Source organism: Aureimonas sp. N4, from assembly GCF_001463925.1.
Taxonomy (GTDB): domain Bacteria; phylum Pseudomonadota; class Alphaproteobacteria; order Rhizobiales; family Rhizobiaceae; genus Aureimonas; species Aureimonas ureilytica_A.
This window is the reverse complement of sequence record NZ_BBWS01000051.1, coordinates 108,232-130,955: the sequence shown is the minus strand read 5'-3', so window position 1 is coordinate 130,955 and position 22,724 is coordinate 108,232. Positions and strand designations below refer to the sequence as shown.

At 64.3% G+C, this 22,724-nt stretch carries 20 protein-coding genes, 2 pseudogenes and 1 other annotated feature; of the genes and pseudogenes, 11 read left to right on the top strand and 11 right to left on the bottom strand.

The window, feature by feature from the left end; all coding sequences use genetic code 11:
• Positions 1-187 precede the first annotated feature (187 nt).
• From AUL28_RS17390 to AUL28_RS17365, 6 genes and pseudogenes are all read right to left on the bottom strand, one after another.
• Positions 188-625, bottom strand: a pseudogene (locus AUL28_RS17390) (DDE-type integrase/transposase/recombinase); the annotation flags it as partial.
• Between the two features lie 307 nt (positions 626-932).
• The gene (locus tag AUL28_RS17385; protein ID WP_058633952.1) at positions 933-2,042 is read right to left on the bottom strand and encodes a glycerol dehydrogenase; all 1,110 of its coding nucleotides are present in this window, start codon (positions 2,040-2,042) and stop codon (positions 933-935) included.
• 23 nt (positions 2,043-2,065) lie between these two features.
• Complete coding sequence (locus AUL28_RS17380; protein WP_058633951.1) at positions 2,066-2,860, bottom strand: SDR family NAD(P)-dependent oxidoreductase; 795 nt, start codon at positions 2,858-2,860, stop codon at positions 2,066-2,068.
• 211 nt (positions 2,861-3,071) lie between these two features.
• On the bottom strand, positions 3,072-4,646 hold the full coding sequence (locus tag AUL28_RS17375) for a GMC family oxidoreductase (protein ID WP_062235033.1): 1,575 nt from the start codon (positions 4,644-4,646) through the stop codon (positions 3,072-3,074).
• Between the two features lie 111 nt (positions 4,647-4,757).
• Positions 4,758-6,002: a UxaA family hydrolase gene (locus AUL28_RS17370; protein WP_062235029.1), complete on the bottom strand. Its 1,245-nt coding sequence runs from the start codon at positions 6,000-6,002 to the stop codon at positions 4,758-4,760.
• Complete coding sequence (locus AUL28_RS17365) at positions 6,002-6,715, bottom strand: GntR family transcriptional regulator (RefSeq protein ID WP_062235026.1); 714 nt, start codon at positions 6,713-6,715, stop codon at positions 6,002-6,004. Before AUL28_RS17365 ends, AUL28_RS17370 begins: the two co-directional genes overlap by 1 nt.
• Before the next feature lie 457 nt (positions 6,716-7,172).
• Here AUL28_RS17365 and AUL28_RS17360 point away from each other — a divergent pair, with 457 nt between their 5' ends.
• The 7 genes from AUL28_RS17360 (at position 7,173) to AUL28_RS17330 (ending at position 14,482) form a co-directional block, all read left to right on the top strand.
• A complete protein-coding gene (locus tag AUL28_RS17360) occupies positions 7,173-8,285 on the top strand; it encodes an iron-containing alcohol dehydrogenase (RefSeq protein WP_058601971.1) in 1,113 nt (370 codons plus the stop codon).
• A 69-nt stretch (positions 8,286-8,354) separates the two neighbouring features.
• The gene (locus tag AUL28_RS17355; RefSeq protein WP_058601970.1) at positions 8,355-9,380 is read left to right on the top strand and encodes a sugar ABC transporter substrate-binding protein; all 1,026 of its coding nucleotides are present in this window, start codon (positions 8,355-8,357) and stop codon (positions 9,378-9,380) included.
• Positions 9,381-9,474: 94 nt separating this feature from the next.
• Complete coding sequence (locus tag AUL28_RS17350; RefSeq protein ID WP_062235023.1) at positions 9,475-10,998, top strand: sugar ABC transporter ATP-binding protein; 1,524 nt, start codon at positions 9,475-9,477, stop codon at positions 10,996-10,998.
• Positions 10,998-11,990 (top strand): ABC transporter permease, encoded by a 993-nt coding sequence (locus AUL28_RS17345; protein WP_058601968.1) that lies wholly within the window; start codon positions 10,998-11,000, stop codon positions 11,988-11,990. Before AUL28_RS17350 ends, AUL28_RS17345 begins: the two co-directional genes overlap by 1 nt.
• Positions 11,987-12,982, top strand: coding sequence for an ABC transporter permease (locus tag AUL28_RS17340; protein ID WP_062235021.1), 996 nt, complete (start codon positions 11,987-11,989; stop codon positions 12,980-12,982). The genes AUL28_RS17345 and AUL28_RS17340 overlap by 4 nt, the downstream gene beginning before the upstream one ends.
• A gap of 17 nt (positions 12,983-12,999) precedes the next feature.
• Positions 13,000-14,034, top strand: coding sequence for an aldo/keto reductase (locus AUL28_RS17335; RefSeq protein WP_062235017.1), 1,035 nt, complete (start codon positions 13,000-13,002; stop codon positions 14,032-14,034).
• A 25-nt stretch (positions 14,035-14,059) separates the two neighbouring features.
• On the top strand, positions 14,060-14,482 hold the full coding sequence (locus tag AUL28_RS17330) for an RbsD/FucU family protein (protein ID WP_058633943.1): 423 nt from the start codon (positions 14,060-14,062) through the stop codon (positions 14,480-14,482).
• Between the two features lie 11 nt (positions 14,483-14,493).
• Here the strand turns inward: AUL28_RS17330 and AUL28_RS23345 are convergent.
• Positions 14,494-14,927 (bottom strand): annotated as a pseudogene (locus AUL28_RS23345) (IS3 family transposase); the annotation flags it as partial.
• Positions 14,564-14,674 (bottom strand) — a sequence feature (AL1L pseudoknot). It overlaps the preceding pseudogene by 111 nt.
• Positions 14,928-15,030: 103 nt before the next feature.
• Positions 15,031-16,074: a LysR family transcriptional regulator gene (locus tag AUL28_RS17325; RefSeq protein ID WP_062235013.1), complete on the bottom strand. Its 1,044-nt coding sequence runs from the start codon at positions 16,072-16,074 to the stop codon at positions 15,031-15,033.
• Between the two features lie 89 nt (positions 16,075-16,163).
• Here AUL28_RS17325 and AUL28_RS17320 point away from each other — a divergent pair, with 89 nt between their 5' ends.
• Positions 16,164-16,802 carry a GNAT family N-acetyltransferase gene (locus AUL28_RS17320; RefSeq protein ID WP_082640536.1) on the top strand — a complete coding sequence of 213 codons (639 nt, stop codon included), beginning with the start codon at positions 16,164-16,166 and terminating at the stop codon, positions 16,800-16,802.
• Between the two features lie 251 nt (positions 16,803-17,053).
• Positions 17,054-17,428 carry a hypothetical protein gene (locus AUL28_RS17315; RefSeq protein WP_058635039.1) on the top strand — a complete coding sequence of 125 codons (375 nt, stop codon included), beginning with the start codon at positions 17,054-17,056 and terminating at the stop codon, positions 17,426-17,428.
• A gap of 26 nt (positions 17,429-17,454) precedes the next feature.
• Here AUL28_RS17315 and AUL28_RS17310 read toward each other — a convergent pair whose 3' ends face one another.
• From AUL28_RS17310 to repA, 3 genes are all read right to left on the bottom strand, one after another.
• Positions 17,455-17,823 carry a helix-turn-helix domain-containing protein gene (locus AUL28_RS17310; RefSeq protein ID WP_062235010.1) on the bottom strand — a complete coding sequence of 123 codons (369 nt, stop codon included), beginning with the start codon at positions 17,821-17,823 and terminating at the stop codon, positions 17,455-17,457.
• Positions 17,824-18,258: 435 nt separating this feature from the next.
• Entirely contained in the window at positions 18,259-19,254 is a 996-nt protein-coding gene (gene repB / locus AUL28_RS17305; RefSeq protein WP_062235005.1) for a plasmid partitioning protein RepB, read from the bottom strand.
• 77 nt (positions 19,255-19,331) lie between these two features.
• Positions 19,332-20,540, bottom strand: a complete 1,209-nt coding sequence (gene repA / locus AUL28_RS17300; protein WP_062235000.1) for a plasmid partitioning protein RepA — start codon at positions 20,538-20,540, stop codon at positions 19,332-19,334.
• A gap of 250 nt (positions 20,541-20,790) precedes the next feature.
• Here repA and AUL28_RS23060 point away from each other — a divergent pair, with 250 nt between their 5' ends.
• Together AUL28_RS23060 and AUL28_RS17290 are read left to right on the top strand one after the other, a co-directional pair.
• Complete coding sequence (locus AUL28_RS23060) at positions 20,791-21,141, top strand: hypothetical protein (protein WP_192843484.1); 351 nt, start codon at positions 20,791-20,793, stop codon at positions 21,139-21,141.
• Between the two features lie 620 nt (positions 21,142-21,761).
• Complete coding sequence (locus AUL28_RS17290) at positions 21,762-22,595, top strand: transporter substrate-binding domain-containing protein (RefSeq protein ID WP_058598524.1); 834 nt, start codon at positions 21,762-21,764, stop codon at positions 22,593-22,595.
• Positions 22,596-22,724: the final 129 nt, after the last annotated feature.

Genomic DNA, 22,724 nt, shown 5'->3' with positions numbered 1-22,724 from the left:
AGGAGAGCGTTGTATTCTGACGGGGAAGCGAAACGCGGCATCACGGGATCTTCAGTCCGAGAAAGTGAACCGCAACCAGAGCGGGAGGCTCGGTGGCGGACAGCCAACTTGATTGCAACGATCCCGTTCTATTCAATTTTCAGGCGATGAAGACCCGAAACAGCCGTCCGATCTACCGAGCCTCCGATCAGCCTGTGAGGTTGTCGACCATCGAACGGAACTGGGCCTTGCGGATTATCCGCATCCCTTCGAACCCACGAAGGGAATTGTAGGCCGTCTTGCGCGACGTGAGCCCACGCACCGGGCGGATGCGCTGCTGCAGCTTCCCGTGATCGCATTCCAGCCTGTTGTTCAGGAACGTCACCTGCCGATGCTGGCAGGTCGGCGGCAGGCGATCTTCCTTGCGCAGCGAGCCAAGCGCCTCGTTGCAGGCGCGGATCTTGTCGGTCGACGCGACGGACGGGCCATGATGCGGTGAGCGGTTCGAGGCCGTGCTCAGGAACTGTTTGGCGGCCGTCGTCGTACGGGTTTGCGAGAGATGGACGTTCAGTGTCTCGCCACCCTCGCCAATCGCCCGACACAGACACATGCATTCGCCGCGAACCTTCATAGAGGTCTCATCGACATACCATGTCTTGGTTTACAGCGGCTTGCATCGCTGGACACGACGGCCCAGCTCGGGCGCGTGGTGCTGAACCCATCTGTAGACCGTCGTATGGTCCACCGGGAGAGGACGCTCGGGCATCCTCTCCTCGAGGTCGCGGTAGCTTAAGGGCTTAGCGGCAGTACCAGCGCAGGCGAAGAATGATGATGTCAGGCGCGAAGTGACGGCCGCTGAACGCTGCGCTCATCAGTCAAGCCAAGCTTTGGCTCATCTCTCAGCCTCAGCTCGCATCAACGGCCGCTGCTTTGCAACAAAGCCGCCGCCACGGTTAAGGCGCGGGGGCGGGTCGGCTGGCCAGCAGACTGGCCGTCGCAATCGCGTCGGCGATCGCCCGGACCGAGAGTTTGGCGGGAACCGAGTGGATGACGTTGGTCGGCAGCATCGCCGCCTCGCCGACACGCGTGAGATCGGCAGCGCTGACGGTCGCCAAGCCGAGATCGGCGAGCGTCGTGGGCAGGCCCAGATCGCGGCAGAAAGACAGGGCTTCCGCGAATTCGGCGGGCGGACGGTTCTCCAGGACGAGGAGGCAGAGGACGCCGAAGGCGACCTTCTCGCCATGCAGGAAATGATGCGTCGGCTCCAGCACGGTCAGGGCGTCGTGGATGCCGTGTGCGCCCGAGACGCCGCAATTCTCGAAGCCGAGGCCCGACAGGAGCGTGTTCGCCTCGATGATGTTCTCGACCGCCGGGGTAAGCCGCCCGTCCTTGGCCGCCGCATAGGCCGCCCGCCCATCACGCATCAGCACCTCGTGGCAGGCGCGGGCGATCTGGTAGCCGCCGACCGTGGAGGCGTAGCCGTCGCCGATGTAGTTGTTGGAGCGCGACTCGATGTTGGAGCGTGCCTCGTAGAAGGTGGAGAGCGCGTCGCCCATGCCGGCTGCCAGGAAGCGAGCCGGCGCCTTGACGATGAGGTCGCTGTCCACCAGCACCACGTCCGGATTGCGCCCACAGCGCACGACGCGGTCGTAGACGCCGTCGGGCGAGTAGACGACGCCGAGCGAACTCGTCGGCGAGTCCGTCGAGGCGATGGTGGGAACGGTGACGATGCGCGCCCCGATGCCGAAGGCCGTGATCTTGGCCGTATCCAGCGCCTTGCCGCCGCCGATGCCGACGACGGAAGCGGCACTGGCTGCGCGCCCCGCCGCCACGCAGCGCTCGATCTCGGCGTCGGAGGATTCGCCGCCGAAGCGCACGAAGTCCGCCGCCACCCCTGCCGCTGCAAGGGCGCTTTCCAGATCCGGGCGCAGCCTGTCCCAGAAGAAGCCGTCGATCACCACCAGCGCCTTGTCGCCGAGCGGGGCGAGGTAGCGCCCCAGATCGGCCGTCACGCCCGGGCCCTGGACGTAGCGAAGGGGGCCGCCGTATCCGCGTTGAGTCATGGTCCTGTGGTCCTGGAAAAGGGTCAGCGCAGCGTCAGGCCGCCGTCGACCGTATGGATTTCGCCGGTGGTGAAGGACGAGGCGTCGCTGGCGAGATAGACCACCGAGCCGGCAAGCTCGTCCACGGTGCCGATGCGGTTCTGGACGGCGCTTTTGGCCCAGTGGTTGTTCACCACATCCGGGTTCTCGCGCAGCACCTCCTCGGTGAGTTCGGTCAGGATGTATCCGGGCGCCAGGGCGTTGACGCGGATGTTGTGCTCGGCCCATTCGGTGGCGAGGCATTTGGTCAGCATGTGAACGGCGGCCTTGGAGACGTTGTAGGCCGAGTGCTTGAACGGCCAGTTCACGATGCGCCCGGACATCGAGCCGATATTGATGATCGAGCCGGACTTCTGGCGGATCATCAGACGGCCGATCGCCTGGCTGACCAGGAACACGCCGTCGAGATTGACCGCCATCGTCGCCCGCCAGTCCGACAGGGCATAGGTCTCGGCGTCGCCGGGATAGATCGTGCCGGCATTGTTGACGAGAATGTCCACGCGCCCCCAGCGCGCCTCGACGGCGGCGGCCAGCCGTTCGACGTCGTCCGGGTTGGAGACGTCGGCCTGGATGGCGAAACTGTCGCCCCCTCCGGCGTTGAGCTCCCGGGCCAGGTCCTCGGCCTGGGCGAGCGTCGAGCGCACGACGATCGCGACGTCGGCGCCGTGCGCCGCCAGCGCCTGTGCCAGCGCCCGGCCGATGCCGCGCGAACCGCCCGTCACGATGGCCTTGCGGCCGGTGAGATCGAACATGCGCGCATAGTCACGCTTGGCCGTCATGGTGTTTTCCCTCCCTCTTGATGATTGGTGAGCCCATGCGAAACGTCCGCCGGTCCGGCCGGGCGGGTCGTCTCGCCGCCCCTTCGTGGCCGGTCCTCGCCGATGCGCCCTCGCATCCCTCGAAGCCGGCGTCGCGGGAAACGGCAAGATGCTCGTCGGTCCCCGCGTCTGGAACTGTCCCGATGGGCTTCGGATTCTCGTATGTGTCGGATCAGGCAGGCACGGTCTCGACCGCGCGCACCGGCGGCATGGGCAGCGCGATGGTCTCGCCCAGCTCCTTCAGGATTTGCTCGGACGTGCGCAGCGCCTGCGCGACGATGGTCAGCGACGGATTGAAACCCGTCGAGGACGGCAGGAAGGAGGCGTCCACCACGTAGAGATTCTCGACATCCCAGACCTTGCAGTTGGTGTCGAGAACGGAGGTCGCGGGATCGGTGCCGAAGCGCGCGGTGCCGCACTGATGCATCGAGACTTTGATGTCCATCTTCTGCGTGACGATCAGGGGATAGCCGAGCGATCTCATGATCTTCGACCAGACCTTCACCAGCTCGCCATGCGCCTTCAGATTGTTGGCGGTGTAGGAGAGGCGGATCTTGCCGTCCGGGTCGAGGCTGACGCGATTGTTGGGATCGGGCAGGTCCTCCGACATCAGCCACCAGTCCACGGAGCGTTCGGCAAACAGCGCCATCATGCTTTCCGGTGCCCATTTGACGCTCGCGGTCAGCATGCCGGCCTGCAGCTTGCCGAGGCCCTGCACGTTGCCGAGCGGATAGGGCCGCTCGGAATTGGCGAGGTAGAAGTCGTTGATCGCCATCGACTTCTGGAAGACGACGCGGTTCTTCTTGAACGGCGAGATCGCCATCATCGCCGTGTTGTTGTGGGCCATGTAGTTGCGGCCGAGCTGGTCGGACGTGTTGTTGCCGAGCCCGTTCGGGTGCTTGTCGTTGCGCGAGCGCAGGAGCAGGGCCGAGGAGTTGATGGCGCCAGCCGCCGAGACGAAGACCTTGGCCGAAACCGTCCGGCGCTCGCCCTGGTAATCGAACTCGACCGCCGTGACCCTGCCGCCCGAGGGATCGGTGACGAGGCGATGGACGAAGGCCTCGGTGATGAGCGTCACGCCGCCCTTGGCGAGCGCCGGATTGACGAGGCGCATCTCGGCGTCGCCCTTGGCGCCGATCTTGCAGGCGAAACCGTCGCAGGTCCGGCAGCGGGCGCAGGCGCCGCCGTCGTGATAGTCGATGGCGATCGGCAGCGGAAAGGGCCGCAGCCCCTTTTGCCGCAGCTTGGTCTCGAACCAGGCGATCTCGGGCTCGTGACCGATCGAGGGATAGGGCATGGGGCCCGAGCGCGGCGGCTCGATCGGGTCGAGCCCGGCCTCGCCATGCGTGCCCATGAGCCGCTCGGCGCGGGCGTAATAGGGCTCGAACGTGTCGTAGGAAACGGGCCAGGCGGGGGCGATGCCGGCTTCGTGCTGCAGGTCCTCGAAATCCTCCTTGCGGAAGCGGACGGTGGCCGCGCCGAAGAATTTCGAATTGCCGCCGACATAATAGTAGGTGCTGGGGTTGAAGAGAGCGCCGTCCTTGTCGCGCCACTCCTCCTTGGTCGCGTATTTCTTCTTGTGGAAGACGGCGTCGACGCTCCAGTTGTCCTTCTCGCGCGGCAGACGCGGGCCTCGCTCGATCATCAGGATCTCGCGGCCGGGCGCGGCCAGGGCATTGGCCAGCGCGCCGCCGCCGACGCCCGCGCCGATGATCACGACGTCGTAGCTGGTCTTCAATTCGGTCATCGTCTTGTCCTCCCAAGGGGCGCGGCGGCTCGTCTTGTCCCGCCGCCATCGCACCGTCGGTTGTTGTTCTCGAAAAGGCGGTTCCCCCGACGGGGACTCTCCCGCGCTGGCCTACATCACCGCGCCGACCTGCCAGGGCGCGAAGTCGTTGTCGCCGAAATCGCCGAGCTCGCTGCGGGTCGGCTCGCCGGAGGCGGCGGCAAGCAGCGCCCGGAAGATGCGAGTCCCGGCCTGTTCCACAGTCTCCAGCCCGGAGGCGACCGTTCCGCCATCGAGATCGAGATCCTCGTTCATACGCTCGAACAAGGGCGTGTTGGTGGCGAGCCGCAGCACCGGCACCGGCTTGCAGCTCGACGCGCCGCCGCGTCCGGTCGCCAGAACGGCCAGGGTGCAGCCGCCCGCGATCTGGCCCGTCAGCGCCACCGGCGCGTAGCGGGGCGTGTCCATCACGACCAAACCGCGGGCCGCGATCGGCTCGCCATAGTCGTAGACCGCCTCCAAGCGCGACGCGCCGGCCTTGGCGAGCGCGGAAGGCCGCGCCCGATCCGATGTCGAGACAGCCGAAGCGGTCCCGCCTCCGTGGGCAGCCCGGTCCGGCAAATCGGCGCGCGCGCTCGTGCCGCGCCAGTCTTCGATCCGCGCGGCGAGCCGTTCGGCCACGGCGGGCGAGGCGGCGCGACCGGCGAGCAAGGGTGCGGCGTCGAGAAGATCGGGCGTCTGCGCCAGCACGGCCGTGCCACCCTGGCGCAGGAGCAGATCGACCGCGTGGCCGAGCGCGGCCTCGGCGGCCGGGTCGTCGGAGGCTTCGGCCGACAAGGCGAGCGTCAGATGCCCGGCCGGTTGGGGCGTGCGCCGCGCGGCGTCGACCTCGGGCAGCATGGCCTCGATCGCCTCGATACCGGCGGCGATGGTCGCCCGCGTGCCGCCGCTGCCCTGAATGGTCAGAGTGCGCAGGAGCGGGCCTTCGCTCAGCCCGTGCTTGCGCAGGAGAAGCGGGATCTGGTTGGTCTCGCAGCCAAGGCCGATCATCAGGACGGCCCCGACATTGGGATGGGCGGCATAACCCGCCAGAACCCGGGTCAGATAGTCGTAGCCCGCCGTATGCAGGTTGACCGCACAGCCGCCGCCATGCGTCATCGCCACGATGCCGTCCACATGGGGAAAGCGCTCGAGCCGCCCCGCCGGCGAGGCGAAATGCGCCGCCACGCCCCGCGATACGGTGGCCGAGCAGTTCACCGAAGAGACGATGGCGATGAAATTGCGCGTGCCGACGCGCCCGTCCGCGCGGCTGTAGCCGAGGAAGCTGGCGCTCTCGACGTCGACAAGGCGCGGAGCGCCGGCGGGCACATCCAGCATCAGACGTCCTTCCGTTTGAAATAACGGCCTTCCTCGTACATCGCGCTCATCACCGCGAAGGATGATTCCAGGTGGATCTTCATGGCAAGTTCGGCCTGGTCGGCGTTGCGCCGGGCGAGCGCCCGCACGATCGAGGCGTGCTGCTCGGTGACCTCCGCCAGATGCCCCGGTACGGGCGCGGAGAGCTGGCGCATCCGGTCGAGATGCGCCTTCACCATGTTGATGAACTTCCAGATGCGTGGATAGTGACTGATACCGGCGATGGCCGAATGGAAGGCGTCGTCCACCTCGATATATTCGTGCAGCGCCTCGCGTGCCAGGATGTCGCGCATGTCGGCGATCAGCGCGTCGAGCCGCGCCACATCTGCATCGGTGACGAAGCGCACGGCGCGGCGGATGCTCTCGATCTCCAGCGCGCGGCGGATCACGAAGCCTTCCTCCGCCACGTCGAAGGAAATCTTCGAGACATAGGTTCCCGAATGGGGGAACACGTCCACCAGGTCCTCTTCCGCCAGCCGTTTCAAGGCCTCCCGCACCGGGGTGCGCGACACGCCGTATTGCAGGCAGAGCTCCTTTTCCGAGATCACCGATCCCGGAACCATGTGCAGGCGCACGATGGAGTGCCGCAGCAACTCATATATCTGTTCGGCCTTTTGGGTCGGTCTTTCAACCGCCACGCGCGCCAAAGCCTCGGCGCCGATCCCGGAATTCATGGGCTCTTCCGTGGTATAGGAGAGGGAGTTGACTTCGCTTCATCAGTCTGGCTTCAATAACTCATATATCGGTTGACGACGCAAGGCGCAATCCGATAGAGACGAAATGCCGGCGCCGGGAGGCCGCCGAAGTCGGAACAGGAGGCCGGAGGCCATCTTCGTTCCGAAGGAGGATTCTAGACGTCAGACGAGACATCCGGCGGCCCGATCCGGGCCCGCCGAACGACGCCGCTTGGCCGACGGGCGGTGCCGTGACGCATTTCGGCAAAACCTGGTCGCGGCATGGCGAGGCTTCGCCATGCGTGCCGACGCCTGCCTTCGACCCAAAGCATCTCCCGGCAGAGCGGATAGGCTCCGTCGTTGGAGGATGCAGTGAAAACAGAGACTTGTAGCCTGTCCGGAGAAGCCGAATTCGCCGGACAGGCACGACGTCCCCCGTCTTGGAAGCGCGCCCCCGATGGCTCTCATCACCTACCTGACCCGTATCGAGTTCGACGAAGGCGCCATCGCGCGGCTGCCGGCGCTTCTGGAAGGCCTGGGCGTGCGGCGCCCCTTGATCGTGACGGATCGCGGCCTCGTCGCCACGGGTCTCGTCGAGCGCGTGCTGACGCTCTTCGACGCTGCGCCGACCGTCTTCCCCGACACGCCCGCCAACCCGACCGAGGAGGCGGTGGAAGCGGCCTTCGCGCTCTATGGTCGGGAAGGCTGTGACGGGATCGTGGGCCTTGGCGGCGGCTCCTCGATCGACCTGGCCAAGGCCGTACGGCTCCTGTCCGGCCACGCGGGGCCGCTTGCGCAATACACCGCCGTCGAGGGTGGCGCGGCGAAGATCCACGGGCGCATCTGCCCGCTGATCGCGGTGCCCACCACGTCCGGGACGGGCTCGGAGGTCGGGCGCGCATCCGTCATCATCACGGCTGAAGGGCGCAAGCTCGGCATCGTCAGCCCGCATATGCTGCCGAGCGTGGCGCTGTGCGATCCCGAACTCACCTACGGCCTGCCGCCCAAGCTGACGGCGGCCACCGGCATGGACGCCCTGTCGCACTGCCTGGAAACCTACATGGCCCCCTCCGTGAACCCGCCGGCGGACGCCATCGCCCTCGATGGGCTGAAGCGGGGCTTTGGCGCGATCCGCCGCGCGGTCCGCGACGGCGCTGACCGCCAGGCCCGCTGGGAGATGATGATGTGCGCGCTGGAAGGCGCCATGGCCTTCCAGAAAGGGCTCGGCGCCGTCCACGCGCTGACCCATCCGCTGGGCGCCGTGCGCGAGCTGAACCTGCATCACGGCACGCTCAACGCCGTGCTCACACCGGCTGTGCTGCGCTTCAACCGACCGGCGATCGGCGGCAAATGGGACGTCCTGGCAGACATCCTGGGCGGCGCGCCGGACGAGGTGATGGCCGATCTCTCGCGCGACATCGGCCTGCCGTCGGGCTTGGACGAGATGGGCGTGACAGAGGCCATGATGGAGCGCGTGTCGGGCGAGGCGCTGAAGGACCATTGCCACGGCACCAATCCGCGCGTGCCGACGCGCGAGGAATACCGCGAGCTTTTGAACCAGTCGCGCTGACCGGGAGATCGACGCGACCGCCGGCCAGGACGGACCGGCGCCACTCAACATTCAAAGGGAGGACACGACATGACCGAATTTCACGACAACAGCCCCGAAGCCGCCGGCCTTCGCCTGTCACGCCGAGGCTTTCTGAGCGGCGCCGCCGCGCTGACGGTCGCCGCCGCGCTGGCCCGGCCGAACTTCGCCTTCGCGCAGGATGCGCAATTCTGCGCTTCGCTGGGCTGGACGGTCTGGGAATCGGGCCGCCACATCGTCGCCGGCTACGAGGATGCGGTGAAGAAGCTCGGCGGCACGCTGACGATCGCCGACGCCAATTACGACGTGAAGAAGCAGGCCGACCAGATCGCCGCCTTCGTCGCCTCCAAGCCCGCCGCGATCTTCATCACGCCCGCCGACGCCGCCGCCATCGCGCCCGCCGTGCAGGCCGCCGTCGCCTCCGGCATTCCGATCTTCTGCGGTGACAGCTACGTGCCGAACACGACGGTGACCTCCACCGCCATGTCCAACAATTTCGGTCTCGGCGCCTATGGCGCGCAATACATCGTCGATCGCCTGAAGGGGAAGGGCAAGGTCGCGCTCGTGTCCCTGCCCTCCAACGAATCCTGGGACCAGCGCACGCTGGGCGCCAAGTCCGTCTTCCTGCGCAATCCCGACATCCAGGTCGTCTCCGAGATCGCCTTCGCGCTCGGCGGCACCACCACGCCGCGCCAGGTCGTGGACAACATCCTCACCGCCAATCCCGACCTTAACGCCATCTGGTGCGCCTGGGACGGCGCGGCCTCGGAGGGCACGCTCGCCATCAAGGCGTCCGGCCGCGACGTGTTCATCACCGGCATCGACGGCGGCCAGCAGTCCTTCGAGTACATCCAGGCCGGTTCGCCTTTCGCGCTGACGCTCGCCCAGAGCTTCTACGAGATGGCCTATATGAACGCCTTCTACGCCCACGAGGTGATCGCCGGGCGCAAGGCGCCACGCTTCGTCATCACGCCGTCCTACGCGGTGACGCAGGAAAGCCTCGCCAATATCGAAATCCCCGACACCTACGATCAGCCGGGCGAAGCCGCGAAGATCGGCTGGAACCGGGCGCTCTGACCCCAGGCTTCCGATGGCTCCGACAAGGGGCGGCTCCGGCAGGGGGCGGCGTTGCGCGCCCCTTGCCTTCTTCCCGGCAGCGCGAGGACAAGGCATGGCGACGATTCTGGATATGCGGGGCATCCGCAAGCGCTTCGGGCCGGTGCAGGCGCTGGGCGGGGTCGATTTCTCGCTGGAGCGCGGCGAGATCCACGCGCTCCTCGGCATCAACGGCGCCGGCAAGTCGACGCTGATCAAGATTCTGTCGGGCGTCTACACCAAGGACGAAGGCGCGATCGAGATCGACGGGCAGGCGGTCGAACTCGGCAGCCCCCGCGCGGCGATCGAGGCGGGCATCGCCACCGTCCAGCAACACCCCGAACTCGTGCCGGACTGCACGGGCGTGGAGAACATCTTTCTGGGGCACGAGGGACACGCGCCCGGCCTGTTCCGCCGCATGAACCGGCGCGCCATGCGCCAAAGCGCCCAGACGCTCCTGGAGCGCTTCCCCATCGAGATCGACCTCGACGCGCCGGTCGGCGAGATGCCAGCGGTGGACCGCGAGATCGTCGCCATTCTCCATGCGCTGCGCCACGACCATATCAAGGTCCTGATTCTGGACGAGCCGACCTCGACCCTGACCGAGCGCGAAAAAGCCTCGCTCTTCCAGCTCATGCGCACGCTTCAAGCCGCCGGCATCGCCATCATCTATATCACGCACCGGCTGGAAGAGGTCTTCGAGATCGCCGACCGCTTCACCGTCTTCCGGGGCGGGCGCAATGTGGCGACCTTCACTTCGCGCGAGGCGCGCGAGCGCAACATCTCCATTCCCGAGCTGATGCTGGACGAGGCGGCGGGCGATCTCTACCCGATCTGTGACGGGATCGGGAACGGGGACGTGATCTTGTCTGCCGAAGGGCTCGGATGCGGCGCGGCCTTCTCGGGCGTCGATCTCGAACTGCGGCGCGGCGAAATCCTCGGTGTCTTCGGCCTTGTCGGCTCGGGCGTGGACGAATTGAGCAAGGTCCTGTTCGGCGCCCTGCGCCCGGACGCGGGCGAGCTCAAGGTGAAGGGTCGGACCCGACGCTTTCGCGGCCCGCACGACGCGCTGGAGGCCGGCATCTTCCTCGTGCCGGGCGACCGGCGCACCGAAGGGCTGACCATGACCAAGGACGTCACCTTCAACACCACGGTCGCCCATCTCGGACGCGCCTCCTGGCTCGGCGGCCTGTTGAAACTGTCCGGCAACCGACGCGACACAGAGAAACTGGCGCGCGACGTCGGCCTGCAGCCCTTCGAACTCGACCGGCCCGTCAGCGCCTTTTCGGGCGGCAATCAGCAGAAGATCGTGATCGCCAAGGGGTTTTACCGCAACGCCGATATCTACATCTTCGCAGAGCCGACGATCGGCGTCGACATCGGCGCGCGCGCCAAGCTCTACGCCCTGATGCGCGATCTCTCGCGCCGGGCGGGCGTCATCGTCATGTCCTCCGACTGCGATGAGGTCCACGGCCTCGCCGACCGCGTGCTCGCCCTCTACAAGGGCCGCCCCGTTCATCTCGGGGGAGGTCATCCCGGCGGCGTCAGGCCCTCGCGCGATCAACTTCTCAGCGCCGGAATCATGGGAGCGCGTGCCTGATGACCAAGAGAACCCACCCTCTGGTACCGAGAATCGTCGCCTTCCTCGTGCTTCTCATGCTCGTGGCCGGTATCTTTCAGATGCTGACGCCAGCCTATCTTTCGTCCGAGAATATCCACGCCCTGCTGCGCCACATGGCGGTGCAGGGGCTGGCGGCGCTCGGCCTCACCTTCGTCATCGTGGTGCGCCAGTTCGACCTGTCCTTTCCCGGCGTCGCCTCGCTCGGCGCCATGACGCTCGGCTGGCTGATCGCGGGGCGATACGGCGTCGGCCTCGGCGTTCTGGGCGCGCTGGCGGTCGGGCTCGCCTGCGGCCTCGTCAACGGCATCGCCGTTGCCTGGATGCGCCTGCCCGACATCGTGGCGACCATCGCCACCGGAGGGCTCGCGGTGGGCCTGTCCTACTTCTATTCCAACGGCACCTCGATCTCGAAGAACTTCTTCATGTCGGGCATTCTCGACCTGAACGACGCCAAATATCTGGGCATCGACGCGCCGGTCGCCATCCTGCTCGCCGCCGCCCTTCTCGCCGGGATCGTGCTGCACTTCTCCCGCTTCGGCCGCGCCTTCTACGCCACGGGCGAGAACCGCACCTCGGCGGTGTTTTCCGGCATCCGTGTCCGGCTCTATGTCTGCGCCGCCTTCGCCATCTGCGGCGCGCTGTCATGCCTTGCCATCACGCTTCTCGTCGCCTCTTCCGGCGCGGCCAATGTCACGGCGGGCAACCAACTCCTGATGCCGGCCTATGCCGCCGTCTATCTCGGCGCGGCCCTGTTCGGGGCGGCCTCGGTGCCCGCCACGGTCGCCGGCACGCTGCTCATGTCGGCCATGCTGAACGGGTTCACGCTGCTCGCCGTGCCCTATTTCTACTCGGACGCCATCGTCTCGATCGTCCTGATTTCCGCCATCGCCCTTTTCGATCCCCGGATCGAGGAAGCGTTCCGCCGTTTTCGCGACAGCGGCAAACCCGCCCTTCGCGAGGCCCGTTCATGAGCGCCGTTCTGACCCCGACCTCGCGCGCCGGCGCTCCCGCCGGTTTCGATATCAACCGCTTCCTCGTGCGCTTCGGTCTCTTCTTCCTGCTCGCCGCCCTGGTGATCGTCTTCACCTGGCTGCGCCCGAGCTTTGCCAGCGCGGGCAACATCAACGACATGCTGCGTTCGGCCTCGATCTCCGCCATCATGTTTCTGGGTCTCACCTGGATCATCGCGGCGGGCGAGATCGACGTCAGCTTCATGTCGGTCGCCGCCCTATCCACCATGATCGTCGCCGGGCTTGTCTCGGCGGGCGCGGGCTGGCCGCTGGCGTCGCTCGTGGCGCTTCTCGCGGGGCTTCTGGTGGGGCTCCTGAACGGCCTGCTCGTCGCCCTGATGGGCCTGCCGGCGCTCGTCATCACCATCGCGACAGGCGGCCTCGCCGGTTCGATCGCCGCCGCGATCGGCAAGGGAACCTCGATCCCGATGGCCACGACGGGTTTTGCAGGCGCGCTGGTGGATGCCAATCTCGGCCTCGTTCCGGTTCTGGCGGTTCTCGTCGCGCTTCTCTACGCGGGGGCCTGGATGCTTCAGGATCGCACGACCTTCGGCCACTACATCTACGCCATGGAGCAGAACCGCCGCGCGGTGGTGGAGGCCGGTATTCCGGCTGGCAAGCTCCTGTTTCTTCTCTACGTCGTCTCGGCGGTTCTGTCCTCGGTCGCGGGCGTGCTTCTGGCCGCCGACCTGTCCTCGGGTCAGCCCTATATCGGCTCGTCCTATTTCATCGACGGGCTGACGGCGGTTCTGCTCGGCGGCATGGCGCTGAAGATGGGCAAGCCGAACATGGTGGGCACCTTGACCGGCGTCCTGCTGCTCGCCGTCCTTCTGAGCGGCGCTGCGCTTCTGGGCTGGACCGACTCGCAGCGTCAGATCGTCCGCGCCGCGCTTCTCATCGCCGGCGTCGCGCTGGTGGTGTGGACCCGCCGCAAGAACCGTGTGCGTATCTAGTGCGTGATGTGAAAGGCATGACCATGAAGGCTTCCACCAAGCGGCCCCTCAAACGCGCCGGGATCGAACTCACCGCACTCGGCATGGGATCGGCGCCGCTCGGCGGGCTCTACGCCCCCGTACCCTTGTCGGACGCGCGCGCCGCGCTGCAGGCGGCCTGGGACGCCGGCATCCGGCATTTCGACACCGCGCCCATGTATGGCCTCGGCCGCTCCGAACACCTGACCGGCGAGCTCCTGCGCGAGGAAGAGCCTTCCAGCTTCGCGATCTCCACGAAGGTCGGGCGCCTCATGAGCTTCGAGCGGCCCGGCCGCCAGCTGCCTCCCGAGCCGCCGAAGAACGAGTTCGATTCCGGCTGGAACAACGGCCTCTCGTTTCGCGAGGTCTTCGACTATTCCTACGACGCCATCCTTCGCTCCTACGACGACTCACGCCAGCGCACCGGCCTGTCGAAGCTCGACATCCTCTTCGTCCACGATATCGGCCGCGTCACGCACGGCGCGCTGCACGATCATCACTGGGGGGCGCTCACCAAGGGCGGGGGCTTCCGCGCTTTGGAAGAGCTGCGAGCGGCCAAGCTCATCGCTGGTTTCGGGCTCGGCGTGAACGAGACGCAAGCGATTCTCGACGCGATGGAGGAGACCGATCTCGACGTCTGCCTGCTCGCTGGCCGATACACGCTGCTGGACGGATCAGCCACGGAGGAGCTTCTGCCCAAGGCCGCCGCACGCGACGTGGCCCTGGTGGTGGGCGGTGTCTTCAATTCCGGCATTCTCGCCTCCGCCTCGGGGCGCAAGAAGTTCAACTATGTGGACGCCCCGGCCGAGATCGTCGAGAAAGCCGAAGCCCTGCGGGCCGCCTGCGAGCCCTTCGGCGTGCCGCTTCCCGCCGCCGCGATCCAGTTCCCGATGCGCCATCCCGCCACCGCCAACGTGGTCATCGGCGCCAAGAGCGCCGCCCAGGTGAACCAGAACGTCGCCTGGTTCGAGCAACCGATCCCAGATGCGCTCTGGCTCAGCCTCGAAGAAAAAGGCCTCATCCCCGCGCTCTGACGGGGGGCCTCGCAAGGACAGACCCATGCTGAAATCCATCCACCCTCTTCTCAACGGCCAACTCCTCGCCATCCTGGACGACATGGGCCATGGCAACGAGATCGTCATTGCCGACGCCAATTTCGGCGCCGCCCATGTTGCGCAACGCCTGATCGACCTCCCGGGAACGACCGCGACCGATCTCGTGGATGCGATCCTCTCCGTCTTCCCGCTGGACGATTTCGTCGACTCGCCCATGGCGGTGATGACGGCACCGCCCGAGACGCGGCCGATGTACGACGCCTTCCAGGCCAGCGCCGACAGGGCGGAGGGGCGCAAGGTCACCGTGTCCGAGATCGAACCGGCCGCGTTCGTGGAGCGCACGCGCGCAGCCTATGCCGTGATAGCCAGCGGCGAGCGCCGGCTCTACGGCAATGTCCTTCTGCGCAAGGGCGTTCTGCGTCCCTGAGCACCGCCGTTCAGCCCGGCATCGCGCTTTGTCCGTACCGATAGCCGGGACGGGTCGGCCAGACGGGCGGCATGCGCCTGGCGGGGCGATCGGCAGAATCCGGCAGGTCGGCTCAACCCCGGAGACACCGCGATGATCGCCGATGAGCGCGATCATCGCTTGAATGGGCAATCGAACTTCCCCTGCCCGGCCGCCGAATGCTTGTCATCGGGCGATTGGGGGGCAAAATACGCCGATGCCTTGCGCAGGATCTGGTTGGCCTATCGGACTTCCCGGTTCTCTTTACTCAGTTCGGCAACGTGGGGGAGCCGGGCAACCAACCTTCGTCGCGATCGACTGGCAGGCGGTTCACCGACAGAAATGATCCCCCCTCGTGGTCCAAAACCAGCCGCACCGCCCGGTCGCGAACCTCAGGCGAAAACCTGTTCGTCGTTCGGCTCGTCATAGCTTCACCCTATTCGGGAGTTGGAGCCTTCAGGAAACCCGGTGCGGCTCACGCGCATCCCAAATAGATGTTCGCAACAGAGGCCCCTAGCCCGAGACCTCGCTCACGTCGCCCCTTCGTCCGTGATGCGAGGTCTATCCGCCCAGGAAGCGATCGGTGTGAACCCGGAAAAGTAGCTGGCCAATCTGGGCGAGACTGTGAGGAAGGAAGCGATCTCGTCCGGCGACATGAAGTGCTCGCCGAACCATGGATAGGCTTGGGCGTCGAAACAACCGTTCAGCCATTCGACCACCGCTCGATGACGTGCGGTCTTCACCATTTCCGGGTGAACGGCGAGCCAGAGATCGACCGGAATCCGCAATCCGAGATCGATAGGAACGAGATCGCCACCGATGGCGGCGGCGTAGTTTGGCAGCATTCCGATCCCCGCGCCTTTTGCGATCGCCCAGTAATGAGCGCTCGCAAAGTTCGTGCGCAGGGCCACGAGGCGTTCCGCTATTTCCGACGTATAGATTTGATCCAGCCCGTAGCCGGCGAACTGATCCATCTCCTGCTCGATGATCCGATGGCTCGCAAGGTCCTCCAAGCTCGTCGGCAGACCATGGCGCTCGGCATAGGCTCGTCCTGCGAACAGGGTCATGTGAACCCGTCCGATCCGGCGCTTCACCACGTCGAAATCCGATGGCTCGACGGTCTGGATCGAGATGTCGGCTTCGAGCCTCAAGACGTCCACCGCCTGAAGCGCGCATTGCAGCGTCACCTGAATGTCTCGCCCAGGCCCGGCGAGGAAATCCACGAGTTGTGGCACGAGCCAGAATGTCCCGATGCCCTCCGTGACGGCCAGGCGCACCGGACCTTTCATCGTATCGGCGGCGGAATGGGCGACACGCATCATATCCACCATCGAGCGTTCCACCTGCCTGGCGGCGCTGACGACGCGCCTGCCCTCCACGGTCAGCTTCGCTCCGTCGACATGACGGTGGAACAGTGAGAAGCCGAACTGATCCTCGAGCCGGTCCACCGCGCTGCGCAGCTTGTTGACGCTCCGCCCGAGGTCCTGCGCGGCTTGGCGGAAGCTCTGGCGATCGGCAACGGCCAGGATGACCTTCACCGCGTCCCAGTCCAGGTTGTGGAGATGGTGTTCCATCTGGAGAACGCCCCGTCGCAAACTTTGCTGCATCGGCGCTGCCGATCGTTACGTAACGATCCTCTCCACAATCCAGCGGAGAGAACAAGATGAGTTCTGCGCCCTCCCCCACCCAGCCTACCGCCTCGATGCAAGTTCCCCCCGACCGTAAGCCCCGCCGCTACGAGAAGGGTCTCGACGCCAATGGCACGGGCCTCGTGGTGGTGCATAGCATGGATGATTTCGTGAAGATGGCCGTCGTGCGCGCCGCCGTCTATATGGGCGAGAAGGCCTTCGCCTACGACCAGCAGTTCGACGGCAACGACTTTGCCGCAACGCATCTGCTTGCGAGCGTCCGGGGGGAGCCTGCCGGCTGCATCCGCATCCGCTTCTTCGGTGATTTCGCCAAAATGGAGCGCTTGGCGGTGCGCCGAGAGTTTCGCAAGTCTCGCCTCGCTTTCGAACTGGTTCGCGCCGCCGTCGATCTTTGCCGGGCCAAGGGCTATCGCAAGCTCTATGGCCATGCCAGCGAAGAGTATCTCAGCTTCTGGCTGCATTTCGGCTTCAAGGTCCGCGACAATGGTGCGCCCTTCGAATTGGCAAGCTGGCCGCTCGTCGAGATGATCGAAGATATCGAGCCCTTCGACGATGCCGTGAGGCTCGGTGACGATCCGATCCGCACCATTCGCCCTGAAGGATCGTGGAACCAGCCCTGCGCGCTTGAGCGCGCCAGCACCTTGGCGAGCTGAGCCATGAACGCAGAAGAAGAGCGCGGGCTGACCGAGTTGGCCCGGCATCTGACGCGAGGCCGGGAGTTGGCAAGCAGTATGACCCTGCCTTTCGTCACTCGGCTTCTCGATTTGTCGCTTTTGGAATTGGCGATGGTCTGGCACGGAAAAGAGAGAGGAACCAGTTCGTCCGGCAAAGGGTCGGGCTCGCTCGAAGACCTGCTTCAGCTCAAGCTTCGTGTTTCGCTCCTGGAACGAGACGCGAGCCCGCCATGCCGAAGGTAAAATCGGCCCGCTTCGACCCACTCCGCTTGAAGACGACACAAAGGGCCGATCTGGAAATACCCCTCGCAGAGCCGACCGAGCAGCAATTGCTGGCAGCTTATCTCGCAGACTTGTTGCTCGACACGCAACGATGTTCCGAACAGGCGGGCTCCTTGCTGGAACTCGCGGTCACCACCCTCGACCCTCTCAGAAAGGGACGAAGGCCAAACCCTGTCGTGCAGGTCGGGTCAGGTCCGTCCCCTGTTCTTGCTCTCACCTTCGCCTTGCAGGACCTGATGCCGGGGACGGGGCCGCATTTCTGGGTGACGATGGCCGTTCAAATTCTGAATGGCGAGCGGATCGAGACGATCGGTACGAGCTGAACCAAGGCCTGAATCCGTTCGCGGACTCACGCCTTCCTGGCCAAAGCCTCGACAAGATCCGCCAGGGACCGCCGAAGATGGGGATCGAGAGACCCGATCTTCCGCGCGATCATGATGCATTGGTGATCGGGCATCGGGAAGCTGGTCTCCGACACGTTTTCTTCTTCGAGGAAGAAATCTCCGATCCGAACATTCAGCGCGTTCGCGATCCGAGCAAGTGTGGAGGCGGAAACGCGGTTCGCCCCGCTCTCGTACTTCTGAACCTGTTGGTAGGTGACTCCGATTTGGGACGCCAGCATGTCCAGCGACATCCCCCTCTCCTTGCGGATCAGACGGATCTGCATGCCGACCCGAACGTCAACGTTATCCGGTTGCTCCTTCGGCGCACCTACCATCGAAGAATCCCGTGTTCCGACCGAAAGCAGCTATAAGCCGACGAGCACGACCGCTCAAGGCGGCCTTGTCGCACGGCGGCGATATCCCACGCGGGCTGAAACTCAAGAAAAAGTGTCATCGCTCACGAAAGACGGGACAGAGTCCGGCGGATGACGGGGCATGTGCATGGTCGAGGGGACCATCTTGCTCCCAACTCACGTTCGTATCGGGCCTCGCGCAGGGGCGGGGCCATGAACCTGACCCAGCGGCGCAGCACAAGACGCCCCCCGCCGCGTTGTGCCGTCGACGGGCCGTCACCCTTCATGGCATCCGGGTCGATGAAAGCCTTCGGAACGAAGACACGTATCGACCATCCGCCCCAGCTGAGATCTGCTCTTTGCCGGGCGGGGAACAAGGCGAGTTCTTGCCGACGCTTCAGCCGATCACGCCGATCGTCAGCTTGCGGGCGTGTCATACGTCTTGCGGAAATCCTCGTAGAGACGATCGAGGTTTTCAGAGATGTACTCCCCGAAGGCCGATGCCTCCTTGGCTTTGATAGCCATTGTGAAAGAGCGGCCTGAATCCTTCGTACCGACCTTCACGGCGCTTCCCGCAAGCGTCCAGGTTTTGCTCTTCAACCTCGCAGAAGTCGGATGCCGGACTCTCGCCTTGGTGGCTTGTTCCAGAAGGACGTTGAAGCGCTGATCCGGTGGCGTGTCAGACAGCGTCCCGGTTCCTAGAAACTCCAACACGGACGCCGCCTTTCTGGGGTTCTGCAACGCCTTCTTCATCGCCTCCCATCGGTCGCGTCCAACCCCCTTGGCGGCACCAACAGCCTCAAGCACGGCTTCGGGTACACTCTCCGCGATACCCAACATTCGCGACAAGAGCGTATCATCGATCGTCAGCGCCTTTTTCACGTCGTCTTTTCCGATACCGGCTCGGAGAAGCTTACGGGCGAAAAGAGCCTTCTCGACGAAACTGAGGTCGGCCCGTGCGGAGTTCTCCTGCCCTTGGGCGATGACGTGAGCGATATCCTCCAATGGTTTGACGATCGCTCGAACCGAAATCCCTAGGGCTCTCGCAACTTTCGCGCGTCGATGCCCATAGACGATGACATACCTCTGCGGCTCGACCGGATGGGGGCGGACTAGAATTGGCGAATGCTGACCGCTCTCGCGAATGGCTCCCAGCAAGGCCTGAAAGTCTTCCTCGTCGTCACCGATCCGATCGGCATAGGGTGAGGCATCCAGCGTGTGAGGATCCAAATCGACGATGACGCTCCCTTCCATGACGAGCATGGAGTCTTCAGCCATTTCATCCAGGGTCTGCATCATGGACCGTGTGGCGCCACGCCGAGCATACTGCGCACGCGCTTCGGAAGTGGGGCGGGCTTCCCCCTCGTCCGATCGATCTCCGATCAAACTCCCGAGCAAGTTCTTTCTAGCCATTCGAGCGACCCAAATTCGTACGAAATATCTGTTTTAGTTCGTCTTTTTGCCGATTTGCACGGCTGTCAATTTGGGGATCATTTGCGTCCCCAAGCCTTGTGGATCAAGTCGGCGATTTCCCCATTCACCGAATTCAGCGACTCGATGGCGCGGTCGTAGGTCGTGCGCGTGAACTGACCTCTTTCGACCTCGTAGAGAGTTTGCTTGGTAATCCCCGCGTCGGATATGGCCGTCGACTTCAGCATGGGAGCCGACAGAAGGAAGCGGCCGAACATGGCCTGCATGAATCCCACCATCTGTGCTTGGGGTCCGTCTGTCGGTTCATACCGGGTGACGAGATAACGAAACCAGTTCAACTGAATTCGGGCACCTGCCCCTTTGATGGAGTGCAGAATGCCCCCGAGCATCAGGAGGAACTGGCTCATCGACATGATATCCAGCATCTGAGGATGGATGGTGATCAGGACGGACGTCGAAGCGGCGAGCGCCGTCAGTGTCAGATACCCGAGCTGTGGCGGGCAATCGATCACCACCACATCGTATCGTGCATCGACCTCTTTCAGCGCCTGGCTGATGCGGGTGAAAAAGAGACGACCTTCCTTACTGCTCTTGTTGGAAGCTGCGATCGGTGTTTCGTACTCGTATTCCTGCAACTCCAAATTCGCAGGAATGATATCCAATCCTGGAAAGTTGGTGGGCTTGATGACATCGGCGATGGAGCACCGATCCTCATCATACCGAATGGCATCGAATAAGGAGGGGTTCTTATCCAATTCCGGCTGAATGCCATGCAGTGCCGTCAGTGAGGCCTGCGGATCGAGATCGATAGCAAGGACACGATGGCCCGTTAAAGCGAGATACTGCGCCAGATGCGCGGCGGTCGTGGTCTTTCCACTGCCACCCTTGAAGTTGACCACCGAGATGACTTGCAATGCATCTCCGTCGCGTCGGTGGGGCACGTAGCGTTTGAGATCACCTCGTCCATGCTTGTCGAGAAAGGATCGAAGCTCGAGCATTTGTTCGGCTGAGTACGACCGACGCCCAGACGGCGAGACCAGAGGCTTTGGCCCCTTTCCATCAAGGTGCAGCTTCTTGATGTGGTTCTGCGTCACGCCCAGAAAATCTGCGACCTCCGCCATGGAATAGAGCCTCAAGCCTTTTTCGGCATTGGGCGGATACTGCTCCATCCGCAACAGGTTGAGTTTGTCCGAGATCAGTTCCCCTTGCCGAAGGATTTCCTCGTCGAAATCACGCATCATCGCGATCGAAGGAGGTACAGATTGCATGGCGATCTCTTCTAAATAACGCTTTCTGCGCCAAATTCGACGTAGAAGCGCTATTGGTATGGATATATCCAACGGTGTGCAAGGTGACACGTACCGCGCCTTTCAACGACGCTCCGCGTCATCTGATGAATCAAACATGTTTTCCGAAACAATTTCAGTGGCTTGGCTGCTTGGAGCGTCCAGGAGCAGGCCTCATTGATCAGAGCCAGAAGATGACGGTTGCGGCGATGCAGATGGCTGAGAAGAAGGTGTGGGCGCATCAACCGTAGCGGGTCGCGCCGCGCCGCTAGATCGCCATCATCAAGGTATCGGCGACGAGTTGGGCCGTCATGGCGCTGCGCATGATCGGCAGACCACCTGCGTAGAGAAGAGGTCGATGATGGCCGTAGTGTCGAGCCGACCTTTGGCGGTCCGGATGCAAGTGACGTCGGCGTTCCACATCTGGTTTAACCTGTCGGCGGTGAACTGGCGATCCAGCACATTGTCCGAAATCACTGAGCGCACGCCGTTATCCTGGGGCATGATCGCGGCGCTTCGGTCGTGCCGTCAGTCCATCCAGCCGCTCGATCCGATGCAGACCGAAGGGAAGGGCTCCAGCTAAATGATCGTGCCAGACCCGGCGCGTGGCATAGCTCCCATTGCGGGAAAGGAAGCTCTCCCGAATCCTGGCATCGAAGGCTCCATCGCAGCGGTCGCCAGCACCGATGGCACGAACGAGACAGGCACGAACGCCGCTGCGCCAAACACCGAGCGCTTCGCAGATCCAAAAGAGCCCCAGATCCCTCGGTGCTTCGCAACGAACCCGACCATCACATCGGCTTCCTGGCAAAGTCGGCCGCGGCTTTTTGAGAATGTCGCCCTCTCGCACCAACCCCACCGCCTCAAGCTTGAACCCGCGACTGAACTTGCGTCGTTGCATTCACCCTCTCCAGTTCCAGAAACACCGTCTCGTTGTCCACAGAACGGGCAGTAGGCCACGCAGACGCCCACGAAGCAGGGCTCTTGGCGGGCAAAGCTTGACAGTCATCATGTATACAGTACGCTAGTTATCGTCGTGGTGGCTCTTTCAAATGATCGAGATGCCCTGAAAACCGAGTTCGCACCCATGCGCCCGACACGGAGTGCGGCGGTGTCGGATCAAGCTTTCACCGACCGTGGATGTCCCGCATGGCGCAAGCCCATGCCGACCTCGCGTTTTCAAGTCGCTTCGGGAGGATGCGAATGGCAATTCGAGTTAAAGAGACCCTGTTCGGACGCGTCCTGTCGGTCGCCGTCGTGGCAGCGACGCTGATGGGCGGCGTTCAGGCGCACGCCGCGTCGCTCAAGGAGGCCCTCGAGCAGAAGCAGGTGGTGATCGGCATTCAAGGCGACAATCCGCCCTGGGGCTTCATCGACTCCACCGGGCAGCAGCAGGGCTTCGACGCCGACGTGGCGAAGGCCTTCGTCAAATCCCTGGGTGTCGAGGCGAAATTCGTGCCGCTGGCGATCGCCAACCGCATTCCGGCTCTGACCACGGGCAAGGTCGACGTTCTCTTTTCGACGCTGGTGATGAATGCCGAGCGGGCGAAGGCGATCCAGTATTCCGTCCCCTATGCCGGCAACGACAATGCGCTGGTCGCGCCGAAGGATCGCCCGATCAAGTCGATGGACGATCTGGCTGGCCTCAAGGTCGGGGTGCCGCGCTCGTCGGTGGTGGACACCGCGACCACGAAAATGGCGCCCGCCGGAACCCAGATCCTTCGCTTCGACGACGACGCCGCCAACATCCAGGCGCTCCTGTCGGGCCAGGTCGATGCGGTCGGCGGCAACCAGTTCTATGTCGGCCGCTTGGACAACGCCCGTCCCGGTGCCTTCGAGGAGAAACTGAAGCTTCAGGTCTTCTTCAACGGTGCCGGTTCACGTCTCGGCGAGAAGGACTGGAACGGTGCCTTGAACACCTTCCTCAAAGGGTTCATCCCAACTCCGGAATATGCGGCGATCTACCAGAAGTGGCTGCACCGGGACGCTCCGAAATTCCCGGACGCAATCGAGGGCGTGCCCTTCGAGGCTCCTTGAACGCTCGGCCATGGCGGTATCCGCCATGGCCATCCTTCGGTTGAAAGAAAGAAGGTTCGGCCCGCAAACAACCCGTCGTGACCCCCTATGGGTCTCGTGACGGCGGGTGGTTTGCGGGCCTTGTGGTAA